Source organism: Saccharibacillus sp. CPCC 101409 (genome assembly GCF_030518235.1).
Taxonomy (GTDB): domain Bacteria; phylum Bacillota; class Bacilli; order Paenibacillales; family Paenibacillaceae; genus Saccharibacillus.
In genome coordinates, this window is sequence record NZ_JAULSA010000005.1 from 70,888 (window position 1) to 90,525 (window position 19,638).

General features: G+C 56.9%; 19 protein-coding genes. All 19 read right to left on the reverse strand.

Going from position 1 to position 19,638, the window contains the following annotated elements; translation table 11 throughout:
- Positions 1-4 precede the first annotated feature (4 nt).
- The 19 genes from rimP to QWJ34_RS12970 all read right to left on the reverse strand — a co-directional run bounded on the left by rimP (position 5) and on the right by QWJ34_RS12970 (position 19,635).
- A complete protein-coding gene (gene rimP / locus QWJ34_RS12880) occupies positions 5-466 on the reverse strand; it encodes a ribosome maturation factor RimP (RefSeq protein WP_302728324.1) in 462 nt (153 codons plus the stop codon).
- Between the two features lie 204 nt (positions 467-670).
- Positions 671-5,002, reverse strand: coding sequence for a PolC-type DNA polymerase III (locus QWJ34_RS12885; protein WP_302728326.1), 4,332 nt, complete (start codon positions 5,000-5,002; stop codon positions 671-673).
- A gap of 101 nt (positions 5,003-5,103) precedes the next feature.
- Positions 5,104-6,597 carry a proline--tRNA ligase gene (proS, locus tag QWJ34_RS12890; RefSeq protein WP_302728328.1) on the reverse strand — a complete coding sequence of 498 codons (1,494 nt, stop codon included), beginning with the start codon at positions 6,595-6,597 and terminating at the stop codon, positions 5,104-5,106.
- A gap of 77 nt (positions 6,598-6,674) precedes the next feature.
- The gene (gene rseP / locus QWJ34_RS12895; protein WP_302728329.1) at positions 6,675-7,961 is read right to left on the reverse strand and encodes an RIP metalloprotease RseP; all 1,287 of its coding nucleotides are present in this window, start codon (positions 7,959-7,961) and stop codon (positions 6,675-6,677) included.
- Positions 7,962-7,998: 37 nt separating this feature from the next.
- Positions 7,999-9,144 carry a 1-deoxy-D-xylulose-5-phosphate reductoisomerase gene (locus QWJ34_RS12900; RefSeq protein ID WP_302728331.1) on the reverse strand — a complete coding sequence of 382 codons (1,146 nt, stop codon included), beginning with the start codon at positions 9,142-9,144 and terminating at the stop codon, positions 7,999-8,001.
- Between the two features lie 45 nt (positions 9,145-9,189).
- On the reverse strand, positions 9,190-9,990 hold the full coding sequence (locus QWJ34_RS12905) for a phosphatidate cytidylyltransferase (protein ID WP_302728333.1): 801 nt from the start codon (positions 9,988-9,990) through the stop codon (positions 9,190-9,192).
- 81 nt (positions 9,991-10,071) lie between these two features.
- Positions 10,072-10,848: an undecaprenyl pyrophosphate synthase gene (locus tag QWJ34_RS12910; RefSeq protein ID WP_302728335.1), complete on the reverse strand. Its 777-nt coding sequence runs from the start codon at positions 10,846-10,848 to the stop codon at positions 10,072-10,074.
- Between the two features lie 83 nt (positions 10,849-10,931).
- The gene (frr, locus tag QWJ34_RS12915) at positions 10,932-11,486 is read right to left on the reverse strand and encodes a ribosome recycling factor (protein ID WP_302728337.1); all 555 of its coding nucleotides are present in this window, start codon (positions 11,484-11,486) and stop codon (positions 10,932-10,934) included.
- Positions 11,486-12,214, reverse strand: coding sequence for a UMP kinase (gene pyrH, locus QWJ34_RS12920; protein ID WP_302728339.1), 729 nt, complete (start codon positions 12,212-12,214; stop codon positions 11,486-11,488). Before pyrH ends, frr begins: the two co-directional genes overlap by 1 nt.
- Before the next feature lie 123 nt (positions 12,215-12,337).
- Entirely contained in the window at positions 12,338-12,985 is a 648-nt protein-coding gene (gene tsf, locus QWJ34_RS12925; RefSeq protein WP_302728340.1) for a translation elongation factor Ts, read from the reverse strand.
- 139 nt (positions 12,986-13,124) lie between these two features.
- A complete protein-coding gene (gene rpsB, locus QWJ34_RS12930) occupies positions 13,125-13,823 on the reverse strand; it encodes a 30S ribosomal protein S2 (protein WP_302728342.1) in 699 nt (232 codons plus the stop codon).
- Between the two features lie 306 nt (positions 13,824-14,129).
- Positions 14,130-14,822: a hypothetical protein gene (locus QWJ34_RS12935; RefSeq protein ID WP_302728344.1), complete on the reverse strand. Its 693-nt coding sequence runs from the start codon at positions 14,820-14,822 to the stop codon at positions 14,130-14,132.
- Positions 14,822-15,403, reverse strand: coding sequence for a hypothetical protein (locus QWJ34_RS12940; RefSeq protein ID WP_302728346.1), 582 nt, complete (start codon positions 15,401-15,403; stop codon positions 14,822-14,824). The genes QWJ34_RS12935 and QWJ34_RS12940 overlap by 1 nt, the downstream gene beginning before the upstream one ends.
- Positions 15,404-15,417: 14 nt before the next feature.
- The gene (locus tag QWJ34_RS12945; RefSeq protein ID WP_302728348.1) at positions 15,418-15,732 is read right to left on the reverse strand and encodes a hypothetical protein; all 315 of its coding nucleotides are present in this window, start codon (positions 15,730-15,732) and stop codon (positions 15,418-15,420) included.
- Positions 15,733-15,796: 64 nt separating this feature from the next.
- Complete coding sequence (locus QWJ34_RS12950; RefSeq protein WP_302728350.1) at positions 15,797-17,200, reverse strand: flagellar assembly protein A; 1,404 nt, start codon at positions 17,198-17,200, stop codon at positions 15,797-15,799.
- Positions 17,201-17,262: 62 nt separating this feature from the next.
- Positions 17,263-18,051 carry a FliA/WhiG family RNA polymerase sigma factor gene (locus tag QWJ34_RS12955; protein ID WP_302728352.1) on the reverse strand — a complete coding sequence of 263 codons (789 nt, stop codon included), beginning with the start codon at positions 18,049-18,051 and terminating at the stop codon, positions 17,263-17,265.
- Positions 18,052-18,053: 2 nt separating this feature from the next.
- Positions 18,054-18,518: a hypothetical protein gene (locus QWJ34_RS12960; RefSeq protein WP_302728801.1), complete on the reverse strand. Its 465-nt coding sequence runs from the start codon at positions 18,516-18,518 to the stop codon at positions 18,054-18,056.
- Positions 18,519-19,016: a chemotaxis protein CheD gene (locus QWJ34_RS12965; RefSeq protein ID WP_302728354.1), complete on the reverse strand. Its 498-nt coding sequence runs from the start codon at positions 19,014-19,016 to the stop codon at positions 18,519-18,521.
- A complete protein-coding gene (locus QWJ34_RS12970) occupies positions 19,009-19,635 on the reverse strand; it encodes a chemotaxis protein CheC (RefSeq protein WP_302728355.1) in 627 nt (208 codons plus the stop codon). The genes QWJ34_RS12965 and QWJ34_RS12970 overlap by 8 nt, the downstream gene beginning before the upstream one ends.
- Positions 19,636-19,638: the final 3 nt, after the last annotated feature.

Below are 19,638 nucleotides of genomic sequence, written 5' to 3' on the forward strand. Positions count from 1 at the left end.
TATATTAGAAAATAATGGCCAGCCTGGCGCTGGCGACTTTGTCGTAAGGCACAGCCGCCTGCTTCTTGCCGAACGCGATAACAAGTTCCTCGTCGTCGAACGACAGCAGCTTGCCTTCGAATTCTTTCGATCCCCCGATCGGCTCGTAAGTCGTTACGAAAACGTCTTTGCCGACCGCCTTCAGCACGTCTTCCGCTTTCTTCAGCGGACGCTCAGCTCCCGGCGACGATACTTCCAGGAAGTACGCTTCGTCGATCGGATCGTTCTCGTCCAGTTTCTGGCTCATGTACTCGCTGATTTGCCCGCAGTCGTCGATATCGATTCCGCCTTCTTTGTCCACATAGACCCGCAGGAAATAGCTGCTGCCTTCCTTGACGTATTCCACGTCGACGAGTTCGAATCCATGTTCGGCCAGATAAGGCTCGATCATCTGTTCCACGGTTGTTTTGATCTTCGGTGTGCTCAAGCATTCACCCTCCAAGCGTTGTCAAGTTCCGTCCGCATGGGCGGCGCAGGGGATATGAGCCCAAAAGTAAAGAGTGGGTCGCCCCACTCTCTACGCAAAGGTCTATCGCCTACTGTGTGTAACTCCAAATTCCTGTACCAATTATAGCATAATCTCATTATAGTGACAAGTATGCGCGCTTTACAATCGCGCCGCGAAGCGGCTTTAGAACAGCGAAAGCTGATTGCTTTCCGGCAGACCGCGGAAACAGCCGAGCTGTCCGAGCAGCTCCACGATCGTTTTGGACGCTTTCGATTTCTGCTGGAAATCTTCGATCGAGAGGAACTCGCCGTGGTCGCGCGCCGCGGCCACGCCTTTCGCCGCGTTATCGCCGAGACCGCCCAGCGCCGCGAACGGGAAGATCAGGCTGTCGCCGTCGACGATAAACTTGGTCGCGTCGGACCGGTACAGATCGATCGATTTGAACGTAAAGCCGCGGGCCGTCATTTCGAGCGCCATCTCCAGGATCGGCAGCATCGCTTTTTCTTTCGGCAGCGCCTGGAAACCTTTCTGCTCGATCTCGACGATCTTGCGCCCGATCGCTTCGTAACCCTGGCAGAACAATTCGATCTCGAAGTCGGCCGCGCGTACGGAGAAGTACGTCGCGTAATACTCGATCGGGTGATACAGCTTGAAGTAAGCGGTCCGAACGGCCGAGATCACGTAAGCCGCGGCGTGCGCTTTCGGGAACATGTACTGGATCTTCAGGCAGGAATCGATATACCAGTTCGGCACTTTGCAGCGCTTCATCTCGTCGATCCACTCTTGCGTCAGCCCTTTGCCCTTCCGCACGCTTTCCGTAATCTTGAACGCGAGTCCCGCGTCCATGCCCGCTTTGTAGATCAGGAACAGCATGATATCGTCGCGGCAGCCGATCACGGTCTTGATGTTGCAGGTGCCGTTCTTGATCAGCTGGTCGGCATTGCCGAGCCAGACGCCCGTTCCGTGCGAAAGACCCGAAATTTGCAGCAGGTCGGCGAAGCTGGACGGCTTTGCTTCGATCAGCATCTGTCGCACGAACTTTGTGCCCATCTCCGGCACGCCGTAAGTCGCGACCGGCGTGCGGATCTGATCGGGCCGTACGCCGAGGGCGTCCGTCGAGTTGAACATGCTCATAACTTTCGGATCGTTCATCGGAATCGTCGTCGGATCGACGCCGGTGAGATCCTGGAGCATCCGCATCATGGTCGGATCGTCATGCCCCAGAATATCGAGTTTAAGCAGGTTTTCGTCGAAAGCGTGATAATCGAAGTGGGTCGTTTTCCACTCCGCGCTTGTGTCGTCGGCCGGGTACTGGACCGGGGTGATATCCTCGATCTCCATATAGTCCGGCAGCACGACGATCCCGCCCGGGTGCTGGCCGGTGCTGCGCTTGACGCCGGTACAGCCGGCGGCCAGGCGGTTAAGTTCGGCCGCGCGCCAGCGCTTCTGATGCTCTTCCTCGTACTTTTTCGCAAAGCCGAACGCCGTTTTCTCGGCTACGGTGCCGATCGTACCCGCCCGGAACACATTGTCCGGACCGAACATGATTTTGGTGAAATTATGCGCCTGGGGCTGGTATTCGCCCGAGAAGTTCAAGTCGATATCGGGGACTTTGTCGCCTTTGAAGCCCAGGAACGTCTCGAACGGAATATCGTGTCCTTCGCCCAGCATGGTCGAGCCGCAGTCCGGGCATGTTTTGTTCGGCATATCGAATCCGCTGCGCACGCTGCCGTCCAGGAACCACTCGCTGTGCTTGCATTCCGAATTCCGGCAGATGTAATGCGGCGGCAGCGGGTTAACCTCGGAGATTCCGAGGAACATGGCGACGACGGACGAGCCGACCGAACCCCGCGAGCCGACCAGATAACCGTCGCTGTTGGACTTTTTGACGAGCCGTTCGGAAATCAGATAGTTGGCGGAGAAACCGTATTTGATAATCGGCTCCAGTTCTTTTTCCAGACGGGCGATAATCACCTCGGGCAGTTCGTCCCCGTACATCTCTTTGGCCGTATTGTAGCAGGTGTCGCGGATCTCCTGGTCGGCGCCTTCGATCACCGGCGTATACAGCTCGGACGGAAACAGCTTGATTTCCTCGAAGCGGTCGGCCAGTTCGGACGTGTTGGTCACAACCACTTCTTTGGCTTTGGCTTCGCCCAGGAACTTGAATTCCTCCAGCATTTCCTCTGTCGTGCGCAGATGCGCGTCGGGCTTGTTCTGGTCTTTGAGCGGGCTGAAGCCGGTGATGCCGTGAATCGTAATATCGCGGAACAGCTTGTCGCGCTGGTCGAGATAATGCACGTTGCCGGTCGCGACGACCGGCTTGTTGAGCTTGTCGCCGAGCTTGCACACTTTCTCGACCGCGATCTTGAGTTCTTCGGCGCTGCCGACCAGTCCTTTATCCACCAGGTGCATGTACATGGTCAGCGGCTGGATCTCCAGAATATCGTAAAACTGCGCCACGTCTTCCGCTTCTTCGACCGTTTTGTTCAGCACGGCTTCGAAGAATTCGCCTTTTTCGCAGCCCGACAGGATCAGCAGTCCTTCGCGCATATTTTCGAGCTTGGACTTCGGAATGCACGGAACTCTTTTGAAGTACTCCGTATGCGACATGGAAACGAGCCTGTACAGATTTTTTTTGCCCACCTCGTTCAGCGCGTAGATGCCGCAGTGAAACGGCCGCGCGTTGGACAGATCTTTGCCGACGAAATCGTTCAGCCGGCTCAGGTTTTTCAGATTGCGCTCTTTGACCGCTTCGTCGATCAGTCCGGTCAGAATGCCGCCCAGCGCGATCGTATCGTCGATGGCGCGGTGATGGCTTTCGAGCGCGACTTTATATTTGGTAGCCAGCGTATTGAGCCGGTGGTTTTTCATCGTCGGATGCAGCAGCCGGGCGAGTTCCAGCGTATCGAGCGCCGGATTCTCCAGCTCGGGCAGGTCGAAACCTTTGAGCGTCGCCTGGATAAAGCCCATATCGAACCGCGCGTTGTGCGCAACGAGAATCGCGTCCCCGGCAAACTGTACGAATTCGCGAATCACGCTGTCGATCTCCGGCGCGCCGCGCACCATGTCGTCGGTAATATTGGTAAGCTGCTGGATATGGTAGGGGATGCGCTCGTGCGGATCGACGAACGTCGAATACCGGTCGAGCTCTTTGCCGTCCTGCATTTTGACCGCCGCGATTTCGATAATCTTGTTTTGCGTAATCGACAGACCGGTGGTCTCGATATCGAATACGACGTAAACGGCCGATTTCAATTCTTCGTCGCGCGGACGCTCCACGACCGCCACCGCGTCGTTGACGACGTTCGCTTCAAGGCCGTAAATCATTTTGATGCCGTTTTTCTTGGCGGCTTTCGCCGCGTCCGGATAGCACTGCACGCCGCCGTGGTCGGTGACCGCGATCGCTTTGTGTCCCCATTTTGCCGCTCTTTTGACGTATTCTTCGATCGAGCAGACCGCGTCCATCGTGCTGAGTTTGGTATGCAGATGGAATTCCACCCGCTTCTCGTCCGCTTTGTCCATCCGCACCGGAGGCGATTTGACTTCGGTCAGGTCGGAAGGGATCATCACGAGTTCCGGCACCTGCATAAAGCGGTCCAACTCGACGCGTCCTCTCGCTTTGACCCATTTGCCGTTGGCGAGCAGGCTCATCACTTTGAGGTCTTCTTTGTTCTTGGCGAACATCTTCATCTGCAGCGAGTCGCTGTAATCGGTCAGATAGTAGGTGAACAGCGTGCTGCCGTTGCGCAGTTCTTTGCTGTCGAGGCCGAAAATAATGCCCTGGATCGTCACTTTCTTTTCTTCGTCCTGAACGTTCTGCAGCGGAGTGGCGTCGTCGCGGATATCGTAGCCGATCTGCAGCTTGATATTTTCGTCGTTTTCGCTGTCTGCGCCCGCGCTGACTTCTTCGTCGATCTCGGCCATCATTTTCTCGATCGCCGCCAGCTCGTCGCGCCGGCGCATTTCCTCGAACTGGGCTTTGGCCGCCTGCGCCGCGTCTTCGCCCGCTCCAATATTCAGTTTTACCTGAAGCTTGAGACCGAAATATTTATCGTAAAAATCGGTCAGGGCCCGGTCTATATTGCGTTTGCGCGCCATTTCCAGCGACGTCGCATCGGTAAACGACACGGTGGTGTGCGATCCTTCCGTTACGGCCTGCGCTCTCGCCATCCAGCCGTTGACCGAAGGGATTTCGCGCTGCGCCCATTCGATAAACATTTTCCAGTATTCGTCCACGATCTCGCTTTCGCGTCCTTCTCCGCTGTATTGAAACAAGAAGCGTATCTTGGCGATATGCCCGAGCTTCTCCTGGATTTGCAGGCAGAACGTGCGGTAAATCGCGGCCGGCACCAGCGTATCCTTCGCCAGAACGATCTTCCAGTCCCGGTTCGAGCGGCTGATCTCTACCCGGTCGATATATCCGTCGTTGAAATAAGGGTCCGCGGCACTTGCCGGCATCCCGGCCTGCTTCATCAGCAGTTCCAGCCGCTGTCTGCGCTCCGCCGTTTCACTCATGTTCTGTCCCCCTTTGATTCTAAAAAAGCGAAGAGCTTCCGCGGCGGGCCCGCTGCATTCCCGCCGCCGGAAGCTTCACTCCGGTCCTGTCTTCTTGCCGATCAATACGCTTTGGCGAATACGACCGTGTGCTTGGCCGCTTCCCCGCAGGCGACGCAGGTCTGTTTCTCTTCCTGCGGATTGAACGGAATGTTCCGGCTGCCTGCTCCGGTTTCTTCCTTGACGGTATCTTCGCACGCTTCGCTGCCGCACCATCCTGCCAGGAAGAAACCTCTTTTCTCCTCCATCTGGGCTTTCATTTCGTCGAGATTGTCGACGGGATGGAAGTGGCTGTCGCGGAATTCCAGCGCGCGTTGGAAAATGCCTTTTTGCACGTCGTCCAGCAGGCTTTGCACTTCGCTCACGACATTGTCCAGCTGCACCGTCAGCTTGTCTCCGCCGAGGCGCGAAGCCAGCAGGCAGACACCGTTTTCGATATCGCGCGGTCCGATCTCGATACGGACCGGCACGCCGCGCATTTCGTACTCGTTGAACTTCCAGCCCGGACGCACGTCCGCGCGGTCGTCCATGCCCACGCGAAGGCCGGCGGCTTTGAGCTCGGCGAACAGGGCGTCGGCGCGCTCGATCACGACATCGCGCGTTTTCGGAGGACCGATCGGCACGATCATGACCTGCGTCGGCGCAACCTTCGGAGGAATAACTAGGCCGCGGTCGTCGCCGTGCGCCATGATCATCGAACCGATCAGGCGCGTGCTGGTGCCCCACGAAGTCGTATGGGTCAGCTCAAGCTCGTTGTCGCGGTTCAGGTACTGGATTTCGAAGGCTTTGGCGAAATTCGTCCCCATATAGTGAGACGTTCCCGCCTGCACCGCTTTGCCGTCTTTCATCATCGCTTCGATCGAGAACGTATCCACGGCGCCCGCAAATTTCTCGGACGGCGTTTTCTGTCCCATGATCACCGGCAGCGCCAGGAAGTCTTCGACGAAATCGCGATACAATTCGAGCATGCGCATCGTTTCTTCGCGCGCGCCCTGCTCGTCCTCGTGCGCCGTATGGCCCTCCTGCCACAGGAATTCGCTTGTGCGCAGGAACGGCATCGTGCGCTTTTCCCAGCGCATGACGTTCGCCCACTGATTGATCAGCACCGGCAGGTCGCGATAGGACTTGATCCATTTGGAATACATATGGCCGAACATCGTTTCCGACGTCGGACGCACCGCGAGGCGTTCTTCGAGGATATCGCCGCCCGCTTCGGTTACGAACGGAAGCTCCGGGTTGAAGCCTTCGATATGCTCTTTTTCTTTTTGGAAAAAACTTTCGGGAATCAGCATCGGGAAGTACGCGTTGCGGTGTCCCGTTTCTTTGAACCGGCGGTCCATTTCCTGCTGGATATTTTCCCAGATCGCATAGCCGTCCGGACGGAACACGATGCAGCCGCGCACCGGCGCGTAATCCATCAGCTCCGCTTTTTTGATCACGTCGATATACCAGCGCGAGAAATCTTCGCTCTGCGGCGTAATTTCGGTCACGAACTGTTTATCCTGTTTCTGATTCTCTTGTTTTTGCTTGCCCTGTTTTTCCTGATCGCTTGCCATGAGATTCCCTCCGTTTATCGAGCGAACCGTTTCCGCCGCCTCCCAGGGCGGCGCGGCCGGTTCTTAACCGCTGTGAATCAGCTGTTGATAATGCGCAAAATATCGTTGTAGGTCACGGCGATCATCAGCAGGAAGATCAGCGCGAAACCGACGAAATGCACGATGCCTTCTTTGTTCGGATCGATCGGCCGTCTGCGCACCGCTTCGATCGCCAGGAAGATCAGCCGGCTGCCGTCGAGCATCGGAATCGGAAGCAGGTTGAAGATCCCGAGGTTGATGCTGACCATCGCCGTCCACAGAATCATCTGGTCGATGCCTTCGCTGGCGACTTCGCCGGTGTACTGAAGCGTGCCGACCGGACCGGCCAGCTGATTGATATCGAAGCGTTCGAATACCAGCTTGCGCAGCGCGTCGAGAATAGCGGTGCTGCCGCTTTTGAACGCATCCCCCGCAAAAGCGAACGATTCCCCGATCGAAGCGTGGCGGGTAATCGGACCGAGCCCGACGCCTACCTGGAGCACTTCGCTTCCGTCTTTTTGCTTGGTGAGCTTGGGCGTGACGGGGATATTCAGCGACTCGCTTCCGCGCGTCACGTTCATTTCCACTTCCGACCCGTCGGCCGCGCCGATCAGGCTTGTGACTTTTTGCAGATCGCGTCCTACGGCAGTACCGTCGATCGAATTGACGATATCGCCTTCTTGAAGCCCCGCAGCTTTCGCCGGCGAATCGGGAACGATGCTCGACACTTTGACCGCGTTTGCGTTCTCGTCCGGCACGCCCGATACCTGTACGTAAATCAGGAACAGGACGAACGCCAGCACAAAGTTCATCAGCGGACCGGCGAAGATCGCCAGCGCGCGCTTGCCGACGCTTTTGCTGCGGAACTGCCGGTCTTTGGGCGCAACTTGAAGTTCCTGGCCGCGCATGACGATATCCGCTTTGCGGTCCACGTCCAGATGCTGCGTCTCGCCGTCCACGTTCAGGCGAAGCTGCATCCGGTCTTCCAGGTCGATCCATTCGATCTCGCCGATCATGACATTCCTGCGGTTGTCGAGCTGATCGAGATAGATTTTCTTGACGGCGCCGCCATCCGCGAGACGGACGGCGATCGTTTGGCCCGGCTGGATCGGGTCGAGCTCCGGATCTTCGCCGGCCATGCGCGCGTACCCGCCCAGCGGAAGCATCCGCAGGGTGAACAGCGTTTCGTCTCGTTTATAAGAAAACAGCTTGGGACCGAAGCCGATCGCAAACTCGCGCACCAGAATGCCCGCGCGTTTGGCAAAGTAATAGTGTCCCCATTCGTGCACCGTAACGACGATAAAAAACATCAGCACGGTCAGCACGATTACCTGAAGTGTCATCATATTTGGTCTGATCCTCCCTGTTGTTCAAGCCCGGAGCTTATGCCTGTTCGAACGCGGCGCGGCGCGCCCAGGCGTCGACCTCGCGGATACTTTCCAAATCCGGGTCCGCCGACGGGGTATGCCGATTCATCACGTTTTCCAGCGTTTCTTCGATCTGCAGGAACGAAATTTCACGCCGCAAAAAACGGGCGACTGCCGCTTCGTTCGCCGCGTTGAAAGCGGTCGGAGCGGTTCCTCCCATTTTACCACACTCGTAGGCCATTCTTAAACAAGGGAAGCGGTCAAAATCCATTTCCCGGAAATTCAATCTCCCGACTTCGGCCAGCGACAATCGCTTGGCGTTCAAAGACATCCGGTCCGGGTAGGTAAGCGCATATTGGATCGGAACCCGCATATCCGGATTGCCGAGCTGGGCGATAATGCCCGTATCCCGGAATTCGACGAACGAATGGACAATGCTCTCGGGATGCAGCAGTACCGAAATTTGCTCGTACTCCAAACCGAACAGCCAGCGGGCTTCGATGACTTCCAGGCCTTTGTTGACCATAGTGGCCGAATCGATCGTAATCTTGGCGCCCATCGACCAGTTCGGGTGTTTGAGCGCGTCTTCCACGGTTACGCGTTCAAGCTGCTTCCGGTCGAGATCGCGGAACGAACCGCCGGAAGCCGTCAGCGTAATGCCGAGCAGCTGATCGATCTTTTCTCCGTTCAAGCATTGAAAAATCGCGGAGTGCTCGCTGTCCACGGGCAGGATAGCCACGCCTTTTTCCGCCGCCCGGCGCGTAACCAGATGTCCCGCCGTCACCAACGTTTCTTTGTTGGCGAGCGCGATCGTTTTGCCCGCGTCGATCGCCGCCAGCGTCGCCGGCAGCCCCATGCTGCCGGTTACGGCCGTCACAACCGTATCCGCGTCGGTACCCGCCGCGATCTCGACCAGCCCTTCGTCGCCGAAGTACACCTGCGTGCCGGCCGGAACCTGCGTTTTCAGCCGATCCGCCGCTTCGCGCGACGCCACCGATACTTTGACCGGCTTGAAGCGGCGAATCTGCTCCAGCAGCAAATCCGTGTTGCCGCCCGCCGCAAGCGCCTCGATTTGAAACAATTCGGGGTGTTCGTCCACGACCTGGAGCGTTTGCGTGCCGATCGAACCGGTCGAACCGAGCAGCGCTATTTTTTTTGTCATCGTTTGTTTCTCTCCTTCCCGATCTTCCCTACGGCCGCCTCACACTCAGTAAGGAAGCAAAAACAAGATATGTACGATAGGGAATACCGCGAGCCAGCTGTCGCATCGGTCCAGAATGCCTCCGTGTCCCGGAAGAATACTGCCGGAATCTTTGATTCCGTAGACGCGTTTGTAGGCGGACTGGATCAGATCGCCCATCTGCCCGACGATCGACGCGGCAAGTCCCAGCACGATCGCGCGCATGGGGTGCAGCAGCTCCGGATCGGCCAGCGAGAAGCCCAGCGCGATCACGACGGCGATCAGCAGACCGCCGACAGCGCCTTCGATCGTTTTATTGGGACTGATTGCCGGCCAGAGTTTGCGTCTGCCGAACGCTTTTCCCGTAAAATAAGCGCCCGCGTCGCTGCCCCAAATGCTGAGCAGCAGCAGGAACGTCCAGAACAGCCCGTGTCCGTCCGGCGTCTCGCGCGAAGCGGCAATATAATAAAAACCGAAGCCGACGTATACGATGCCGAGGAACAGCAGCGAAGTCTGCTTGATATTGATTTCGTTTTTGGACAGGACCGTCGCGCACAGCAGCAGCAAAAGCAGCAGCCAGAATACGCTCTGCGGCGGCATCGGAAAATGCAATCCGAATGTCTGCCACGGAAACGTCAGGTACGCTACGCCGGCATAGCCGATCCAGGCTTCCGCGCGAAAAGGAGCTCCCGTGCCCATTTTGGCAAATTCGTAATATCCGACAAGCGCCATCAGCATAATCAGCGTCGGGTATCCGAAGCCGCCCAGTACGCACAGTCCCAAGAACAACACGCCGGCTACGACGCCGGTTATAATTCGCTGTTTCACCGTTTCATCCTCCGTCCGGGCAGCGCCGCTATTTCAAACCGCCGTATCCACCGGGTTTTATCGAACTCCGGCAGCCGGCCGTCACTTCAAACCGCCATACCGCCGCGTTCGGCGCTGGTATTCGGCTACCGCTTCTCTAAGGTGTTCCCTGCCGAACTCCGGCCAGTAAGCGTCCGTGAACCAAAGCTCGCTGTAAGCGATCTGCCACAGCATGAAGTTGCTGATGCGCAGTTCGCCGCTCGTTCGAATCAGCAGATCCGGATCGGGCAGTCCGCCGCTTTGCAGATGCGCGGCAATCAGTTCCTGATCCACGTCCTCCGCGCGCAGTTCCCCGGCTTCGATCCGGCGCCCGATCTCACGAATGCCTTCGACGAGTTCGCGCCTTCCTCCGTAGTTCAGCGCAAAGTTCAGCACCAGCCCGGTGTTTTGCTGCGTTTTCCGGGTCGCTTCACGCATCGCTTTCAGCGTATGCTCGGGCAGGTTTTCCATATTACCCATCATGCGCACCTGAACGTTTTTCTGAATCAGCTCTTCAAGCTCAAGCTTGAGGAATTCCTGCGGCAGCCGCATCAGAAAGTCGACTTCTTCTTTGGGCCTGCTCCAGTTCTCGGTGGAGAAAGCGTACAAAGTCAGGTAGCGCACGCCCATTTCGTCCGCGGCGATCGTGGCGCGCTTGACCGCTTTCATCCCGCTCTGGTGCCCGACGATTCGGGGCATGCCGAGCTTCTTGGCCCAGCGTCCGTTGCCGTCCATGATGATCGCGATATGCTGCGGCACGTTTTCCGCGGACGGCTCCGCCGGCCCGTCAGCGTTCTCGCGCTCTTTCGGACCGATCCATGAGCGAAACCGATTGATCATGTTTTCTCCTCCATGCCTTCAGCTCCCCGCGGCCGCCCGAAAAAAGACACAACCCCACCTTGTATCGGAGGGGTCGCGGGGTCTTAAACTTCCATAATCTCTTTTTCTTTTACAGCGATCACTTTGTCGACTTCCGCGATATATTTATCCGTGAGTTTTTGGATGTCTTCCTGATGACCACGGGATTCGTCTTCGGAGATTTCGCCTTTTTCCATCTTTTTGATGTCGTCGTTCGCATCCCGGCGGATATTGCGGATCGCCACTTTGCCTTCTTCGCCGAATTTCTTCGTCAGCTTGACGAGTTCCGAGCGGCGTTCTTCCGTCAGCGCCGGAATGACCAGGCGAATCGCGTTGCCGTCGTTGGACGGGGACAGTCCGAGATCGGACTTTTGGATCGCGCGTTCGATATCGGCCAGCGAAGACTTGTCCCAAGGCTGGATCATCAACGTCCGGGTATCCGGCGTATTGATGTTGGCCAGCTGGTTAAGCGGAGTCTGCGCTCCGTAGTATTCGACCTGGATGCGGTCCAGCAGGGCCGGAACCGCGCGTCCCGCGCGCAGGGTGCTCAGATCGCGCTGGAGGGCTTGAATCGCTTTGTTCATGCGTTCTTCCGCATTCTTTTTCACGGCTTGAGGCATTAGTCTACACTCCCTTTGACGAGCGTTCCGATCTTTTCACCGAGAACGACTCTTTTGATGTTGCCTTTTTCGGTAATGGCGAACACGATCAGCGGAATATTGTTGTCCATGCACAGGGAAGAAGCGGTAGAGTCCATGACGCCCAGGTTGCGGTTCAGCACTTCCAGGTAGGTCAGCTGTTCGTACTTTTCGGCGGTGCTGTCGACGAACGGGTCGGCCGAATATACGCCGTCCACTTTGTTCTTCGCCATCAGGATCACTTCCGCTTCGATCTCCGCAGCGCGCAGCGCGGCCGTCGTATCGGTCGAGAAGAACGGATTGCCCGTTCCGGCGGCAAAGATTACGACACGGCCTTTTTCCAGGTGGCGAATCGCTCTGCGTCGGATGTAAGGCTCGGCGATCTGCTGCATGGCGATCGATGTCTGTACACGCGTGGGCACATTGATCGATTCCAGCGCGTCCTGCAGCGCCAGAGAGTTCATCACGGTCGCCAGCATGCCCATATAATCCGCCGTCGAGCGGTCGATCCCGCTTGCGCTTCCGGCGATGCCGCGCCAGATGTTGCCGCCGCCGCAAACGACCGCGACTTCGACGCCCAACTGCACGACTTCCTTGATTTGCTCGGCAATGTCCGTAATGGTCAATCCGTCGATTCCGTATCCGTTCTGTCCCGCAAGCGACTCGCCGCTGACTTTGAGTACCACTCGCTTAAATGCAGGCTGCATCAATTTTACCCTCCGCTTTTTTCCGCCGCCTGAGCATGGGAAGAACCCCGGTTAAAAAAGAAGGAACACCAAGTGTTCCCCCCATACGCAGAAGCTGTGATTGATCTATAATGACCTGTTTCGAAATTACTTGACTTGAGCCATAACTTCTTCGACGAAGTTATCGACTTTTTTCTCCAGGCCTTCGCCCAGCTCGAAGCGGGCAAAACGGCGGATGGAAATGTTTTCGCCGATCGTGCTGATTTTTTCGTTCAGCAGCTGCGAAATCGTTTTGTCCGGGTCTTTAACGAACGACTGCTCAAGCAGACAGTTTTCTTCGTAGTATTTGTTGATGCGGCCTTCGACCATTTTGTCGACGATTTTTTCCGGTTTGCCTTCGTTCAGCGCCTGAGCTCTCAGGATTTCTTTTTCCTTTTCGAGCGATTCGGTCGGAACTTCTTCGCGGCGAACGAAGAGCGGGCTCGCAGCGGCGATGTGCATCGCGATATCGCGCGCGAAGCTTTTGAACTGGTCGGTTTTGCCGACAAAGTCCGTTTCGCAGTTGATTTCAACCAGAACGCCGATCCGGCCTCCTGCGTGGATGTACGATTCAACCGTACCTTCGGTAGCGGCGCGGCCGGCTTTGTTCGCTGCTGCGGACAGGCCTTTTTCGCGCAGTACGTCTACCGCTTTGTCGATATCGCCGTTTGTTTCTTCCAGCGCTTTTTTGCAATCGAGCATTCCTGCGCCCGTTCTTTCACGAAGTTCTTTTACTGCGCTCGCATTTACTGCCATTGTTGATTCCCTCCAAAGATTAAGTATGGTTTTATGCTTTTATCCCTAAAAAAAGGGCGGTTAAGAGGCTATTCACCACCAACCACCCTCTTCTTTTAAACTCTGCTTCTGTCAGACGCCGTTTCCGGCGATCCGGAACTTAGGCAGTCGTTTGTTCGCCTTGGTTTGCTTCGATAACGGCTTCCGCCATTTTGCCGGTCAGCAGTTTAACGGCGCGGATCGCGTCGTCGTTGCCCGGAATGACGTAGTCGATTTCGTCCGGATCGCAGTTCGTATCGACGATGCCGACGATCGGAATGTTCAGCTTGCGAGCTTCCGCAACCGCGATACGCTCTTTGCGCGGATCGATAATGAAGAGTGCGCTAGGCAGTTTCTTCATGTTCTTGATGCCGCCCAGGAACTTCTCGAGACGATCTTTCTCTTTGCGGAGCAGGATAACTTCTTTCTTAGGCAGCACTTCGAAAGTGCCGTCTTCTTCCCAAAGCTCCAGCTTTTTCAGACGGTCGATCCGTTTTTGGATCGTTTGGAAGTTGGTCAGCGTGCCGCCGAGCCAACGTTGGTTGATGAAGTACATGCCGCAGCGTTCCGCTTCTTCTTTCACGGAATCCTGAGCTTGTTTCTTGGTGCCTACGAACAGGATCGTACCGCCGTCGCCGGCCAGGTTTTTAACGAAGTTGTACGCTTCGTCGACTTTCTTGACCGTTTTTTGCAGGTCGATAATGTAAATCCCGTTTCTTTCGGTAAAAATGTAACGGTCCATCTTCGGGTTCCAACGACGAGTTTGGTGACCGAAGTGTACGCCAGCTTCGAGAAGCTGTTTCATGGAGATAACTGCCATTCTCCATACACCTCCTATGGGTTTGGTTTTTTTGATGTACCTCCGCCGAAATCATTTCCCGTGGAGACTCCGCCCTGGGCGAAGCACCTTCCGCAGAATTAATCGGCGTGTGTTTTAACACCGTTGTTTAGTTTATCATAATCGAATGCCCGGTGCAATCCCCGACGCTCAATATTTTGCAAGCAAGCGCCGACGGCAAAGCGGTCGAAATCACGGCAGCCTGCGTCGAACAATGCTCGCGGCGCGCGGCAAAGCCGCGATCCGTCTGCCGGAACCGCGGCTCTGAGCCGATCTTTTTCGCTTTGTTTATTCGTTCGTCGGCGTCGAAAGTTCGCTGATAATATCCGCATAGGACTGGCCGGGCGCAAACGAGAAATCGCCGATTTGCAGCCGGGACGAGACGCCCGCAGCGTCCGCCTGGCGCTGAAATTCGTCGGCGTCTTTGACGATGCCGGCATCCTGCAGCGCTTTGGATACGGCTTGAAGATTCATGCCGCTGCGGATCTCGAACGAAATCCGGGACGACTGCGCGGCATCCGAGCGCTGCGGTTCCACATCGCCGGAGGCGGCCGGAGCGTCGGGCTCTTCCGGCTGCTGCGAGTCCTCCGAGCCGTCCGCTTCCGCGGGCTTGACGGACTCCTCGGGCTTATCGGGGGCCGCCGGTGCGGAAGGTTCGGGCGAAGACGGCGCGTCCGGTTCCTCCGACGTCGGTTCCGTGACGGCCGGCGTCTTCGGCTTGTCGGGATTGTCCGCCGGTTCGGACTGCGGCTTCGCGGGCGAGTCGGCGCCCTGCGCCGCTTCGGCATCTGCGCCCGCTTCTTCCCCCTGCTGCGGCGAATCCGCGCCGTCGGCTCCGGTCTGCTGCCGCGCCGCCGGCTCTTCCGCCGATCCGGGCAGATCCTGACGGCCGCTTTGCGCCAGCAGCATCAGCTGAAGCAGCAGCGCCCCGGCGATGATGCCGATGCCGAGACCGAGCATAAAAGAACGATTTTTAAACACTAGACGTCCTCCCTCTTCGCCAGCCGCAGAATAAGCTGAATCTCTCCGCGCTGCATGCCCGTCGCTTTGGCGATGGCGTCGATCGAACGGCCCCGTTCATGCATGTCGAACAGCTGCGGGTAGCGGCCGCGAACGGAATCGGTCGGTTCCGCTTTGTCTTCGGGCTCGCGTTCCGCCGCCGACTCGATCAGTTCGTCCCTCAAGCGGCGCGCGGATTCCTGCGGAGCCGAAGAAGCCGAAACGGGAGGTTCGGCGGAAGAAAGCTGCTCGATGCGGGCTTCGTGCTTGCCGGACGTGCGCTCCATATCGGCCAGACGGCCGCGCATCTCCGCAACCTGCTCCTGGAGCGCCAGCTGCTTGGCTCCGGTTTCCTGGCGGATTTGCACCAGCAGATTGACCAGGTCGTCGTTTTCTTTTTCCATTTCGGCCATATACTGCTCAAGCGTCTGCTCGACTTCCCGGACAACCCGGTTGTCGCCGCCGGGAGCCGGTGCGCCGCCGCCTTTTGGTTTGGGAATCAAAAAGGCGTATACGACGGCCGCGGCCCCGAGCAGCACGACGTAAAACCATGCGTCATTCATGTCCTTATCCTTTCTTACAGCGACAGATCGAGATGTTTGCCCTTAAAAGGGTGCGGAGCCGCTTCGTGATGTTCGTGCTGCGTTTCTTCCGACCGTTTGCCGCCGCTCCCCTGTCCGCCCGACTCCTGCCGGGAATCCTGCTGTTTGCGGATTTCGGCTTCCGCCGCTTCCGCGGCCGGCGCGCTTCGATGGCGCGCCCGCTCGTTTTCCAGCGCGGACTGTCCCGCAAGCTGCGCCTGATCGATCAGCGGCCGCTGCATCTGGTCGTGCTGCATGCGGCTTGTTTCCGGAGCGCGATGAACCGCCAATTGTACCTCCAACGCTTTCATAACTGGAATCACTCCCCTGATCCGTTAAGATGGCGATACCGATCGAATGCGGGCAAGTCGTGGTTTAGCGGTTGACCGACATGACGATATCCCCTTCGGCATACCGGAACGTGACGCGCGAAGCCTGTTCTTTCAAAAACTTGGTATAGCGCCCGATTACGATCTTGGCCCCGCTGTAGATCGTTCCGGATACGACCACTTTGGCGCGCTCCGTGTCTTCGAGCACCTGCTCGATCTCGAAAATCCGCTCTTTGACTTCGGAGCGATCGTGATCCTGCTGGCGCTTGGTTACGCTCAGCTTCAGACGCAGCGCCACTTTGTCCGGAGCAAGATTGCCCGCAAGCGCCATCTGGTCGAGCAGCGCAAGCGCCTGGGTCGTTTTTTGCATGGTTTCGGCGGTCTCCCGCATTCTTTTATGTAGATCCGCCAGTTCGTTGCGAAGATGCGGCAGCACGCCGACTTCGATCGAGGTCGCCGTTGCCATCGTGTTTCCGATCGTACGGGCCGTGACGCCGTCCCCCGCTTGTACGTTCCCCCCGACAATCAGGCCTTTGGTTCCGCTGCAAACAACGTTTTGGCCGGCGCGCACTTCCGAGTGCATAATACTTTGCGAAACGATGACGTCGCCGCCCGCTTCCACATTGCCGTCCTGGATAAACGAGCTTTTGACGTTGGCGCCGGCTTTGACGATGCCTTTATGGTATCCGATAATGCCGCCGGCGATCTCGATCGAGCCGTCCGCGAACAATTCCGCGCCTTCCACGCCGCCCTGGACGCGGATGTCTCCGGCCGCTTTGACGCGAAATCCCGGGAGTACGCTGCCCCGGATAACGACCGTGCCGACAAAATCGACGTTGCCGCTGCCGTAATCGACGTCCCCGTGCACTTCGTACACGTTAAATACATTGATCTTGCCGTTGTCCGTCTGGCTGACCATGCCTTCGATCGTCGCATACAAAGAGGTATGCCGTTCGTCCGTCACGACGTTTTTGCCGATCTTGAAACGGGCTTCCTTGCCTGCTTTGAACGGCACTTCTTCTCCCGTCACCGCCTTGCCGGGCGTTCCCGGTTCCGCCGGATGGCGCCGCGCCAGCAGCTGACCTTTGCCGACATTTTTGAGCCGGATCAGTTCTTTGTAATCCACCCGGCCGTCTTCTTTCTCCATCGGGCGGGCTTCGTCGTCTTTGTCGAACATGAACTCGATCGTGCCGTTCTTTCCGTCGATCGCCGGCGTCCCCCTGGCAATCTCGACTTCTTCGAAAAAAAAGCGTTCCGGCGAAGCGACGAATTGGCGAATCGCATCGTCAAGCAGGCCGAAACGCACGTCGTGATCCTGCAAAAACCGCTTCAATGCTTCTTCCGTGCACGCAAACCCTTCTTCGGGTTTGGTAAAACGCAGACGCGCCGACATTTTGGATGCTTCGAACGTTACGGCCAGGTGCCGGTCCAAAGCCACATGCTCAATCACGGACAACCCCTCTTTCCCCTTTTGCTGTCAATCGGATCGGTGCTTCTCCCGTTTCTCGACGATTAGCGGTCCTGCATAAGCAGACTTTTCTGCTTGTCGAGCGCCCCCCTAAGGCGCAGGATCGCTTTGGAATGCAGCTGCGAAATTCTGGACGGCGACAGCGACATGACCTCGGCGATTTCGCTGAGCGACAGATCTTCGTAGTAAAGCAGGGAAACGACGATCCGTTCTTTTTCGGTCAGCTTTTCAATGCCTTTGGCCAGCGCTTCTTTCAAGTAAAACTCGTTGATCTTATGATCCGGATTTTTGGCTTTCTCGTCCACCATGACCGACATCCGCGTTTCCGATTCTTCTTCCCGGATCGGATCTTCCAGCGAAACGAGCGACATGACCGACACGTCCTGCAGCATCTGCTGAAATTCTTTTTCGGACACGCCCAGGAATTGGCTCATTTCCAGATCGGAAGCGACGCGCAGATTTTCCTGCTCCAGCTTCTGGTAAGCGTCTTCGATTTTTTTGGCTTTTTCACGAACCGAACGCGGCACCCAGTCCCCCTGGCGCAGCCCGTCCAGAATCGCTCCCCGCACCCGCCAGGAAGCATAGGTTTCGAACTGAAGTCCTCTTTGGTAGTCGAACTTCTCGATAGCGTCGATCAGCCCCATTACTCCATTGCTTGCCAGGTCGTCCTTGGATACGTTTTTCGGGAGTCCCACCGCAAGCCGTGAAGAGACGTAATCGACAATGGATAAGTGATTCTCGATCAGTTTCTTCTTGGCTTCGACGTCGTTTTGCTCTTTCCAGCGGATCCAAAGATCCAAATGGTTCAACTGACCGGATTTGCGTTCCTCCATCGTTATCTCCCTCCTTCATCCTCCGTAAGATGACGTACGGCTTTCGCCAGTTCCTCGGGATCTCTTTCTTTGTTTGATACCAGTTTGGGCGGATTCAACGGAGTGAACCCTTCGGCCATTCGCTCTTCGGTCATCCGAGTCTTATCCGCATCCGGCTTCAACAAATCGTTCAGCTCGTCGCTCTCGTCGGGCGTTACCATATCGAGCTTCGCTCCTCTCAAATCCCCTTCCCCGTCCAAACGCGAGTTCGGCGCGGAAGAGCCGCTGGCCGCATTTTCTTTGGGCAGCGGCTCCAGGGCACCGAGCACGATGCGAAAAAGAAACGCCAGAAGAAACCAGACGAATGCTCCGATCCCTCCCCGGATCAAGCTGGTCACGGGGAGATTGTTGCGGAATGCGAACAAAAACGTAACCACAAATCCGATCAAAGCGAATATCAGATTGATTCGTATGGTTCCCTTCATCAGCTACAATTCCTTTACCCCTTTTTGAACGCTGCGTATAGTCAAAATACCGGTTTCCGAACTGATTTCGATCGTTCGGCCGTAATTGGCTCCCGTATCCTCCGCCAGCAGCGAAATACCGAGTTTTTTCAGCATTTCTTTGCAGGATTCAACATTCCGGGGACCGATACGCATCGTGTCGCCGCTGCCGGCGAACGCAAACATCTGCGCTCCGCCGGCCATTTTTGCTACCAGGCGGCGTTTGGACGCCCCCATCCCGACCAGTTTATCTACCAGAACCGGCAGGGCGGTATCGGCGTATTTGGCGATATTCATCTGGCTTTCGCGCGCGATTTCCGACGAAGGAAGCATCACGTGCGCCATTCCCGCCACTTTGAGCTGCGGATCGTAAAGCGTAAGGCCGACGCAGGAACCAAGTCCCGTTGTACGAAGAATTCCGGAATCCCCGACTACGTTCAGATCGGCCATACCGACTTTAACCAGATTTTGTCCCTCAATCATTATCAAGCGGAACTCCCAGCGCGGTAAAAATTTTGTCAAACGATTCCGGGTCCGGAATGAGGAAAAACTGCCCCTCCACCTCATCGTTTCCTTGCACAAAAGTCGTATCGATCAGCAGAGCCGCATCGCCCATTTCGCCGAATTGGATCATGCCGTAGCTGAGAATCGCCCCCGCCATGTCCAGCGCCAGCGCCGGCACGGTCGGAGACATCGCCAGATTGGTGAAATCCGCCAGCGAAGACAGATAAGAGCCGGCCAGGATATTGCCGATCTCCCCGAGCGCCGACTGTTCCATCTCCGTCAACTCCAGGCCTTCGGTCGGCACAAAAGCGCCGAGCCGCTGCAGCAGGGACTTGCCCGCTTCCGGCGCCATGATATAGAACAGATTGCCCGGCGCGTCGCCTTCCACCCGGAAAAAGACGGTGAGCACGATTTTCTCCGCGCCTCCCACTTTCTCCGCGATGTCTTCGAACGGAAGAATCTGCACTTTCGGAACCGCCATGTCGATCGGTTTGTTAAGCAGCTGCGACAGCGCCGTAGCCGCGTGGCCCGCGCCGATATTGCCGACTTCTTTCAGGACGTCGAGTTTGAATCCTTCCAGCTTCGAAAAGATCTCCATGAT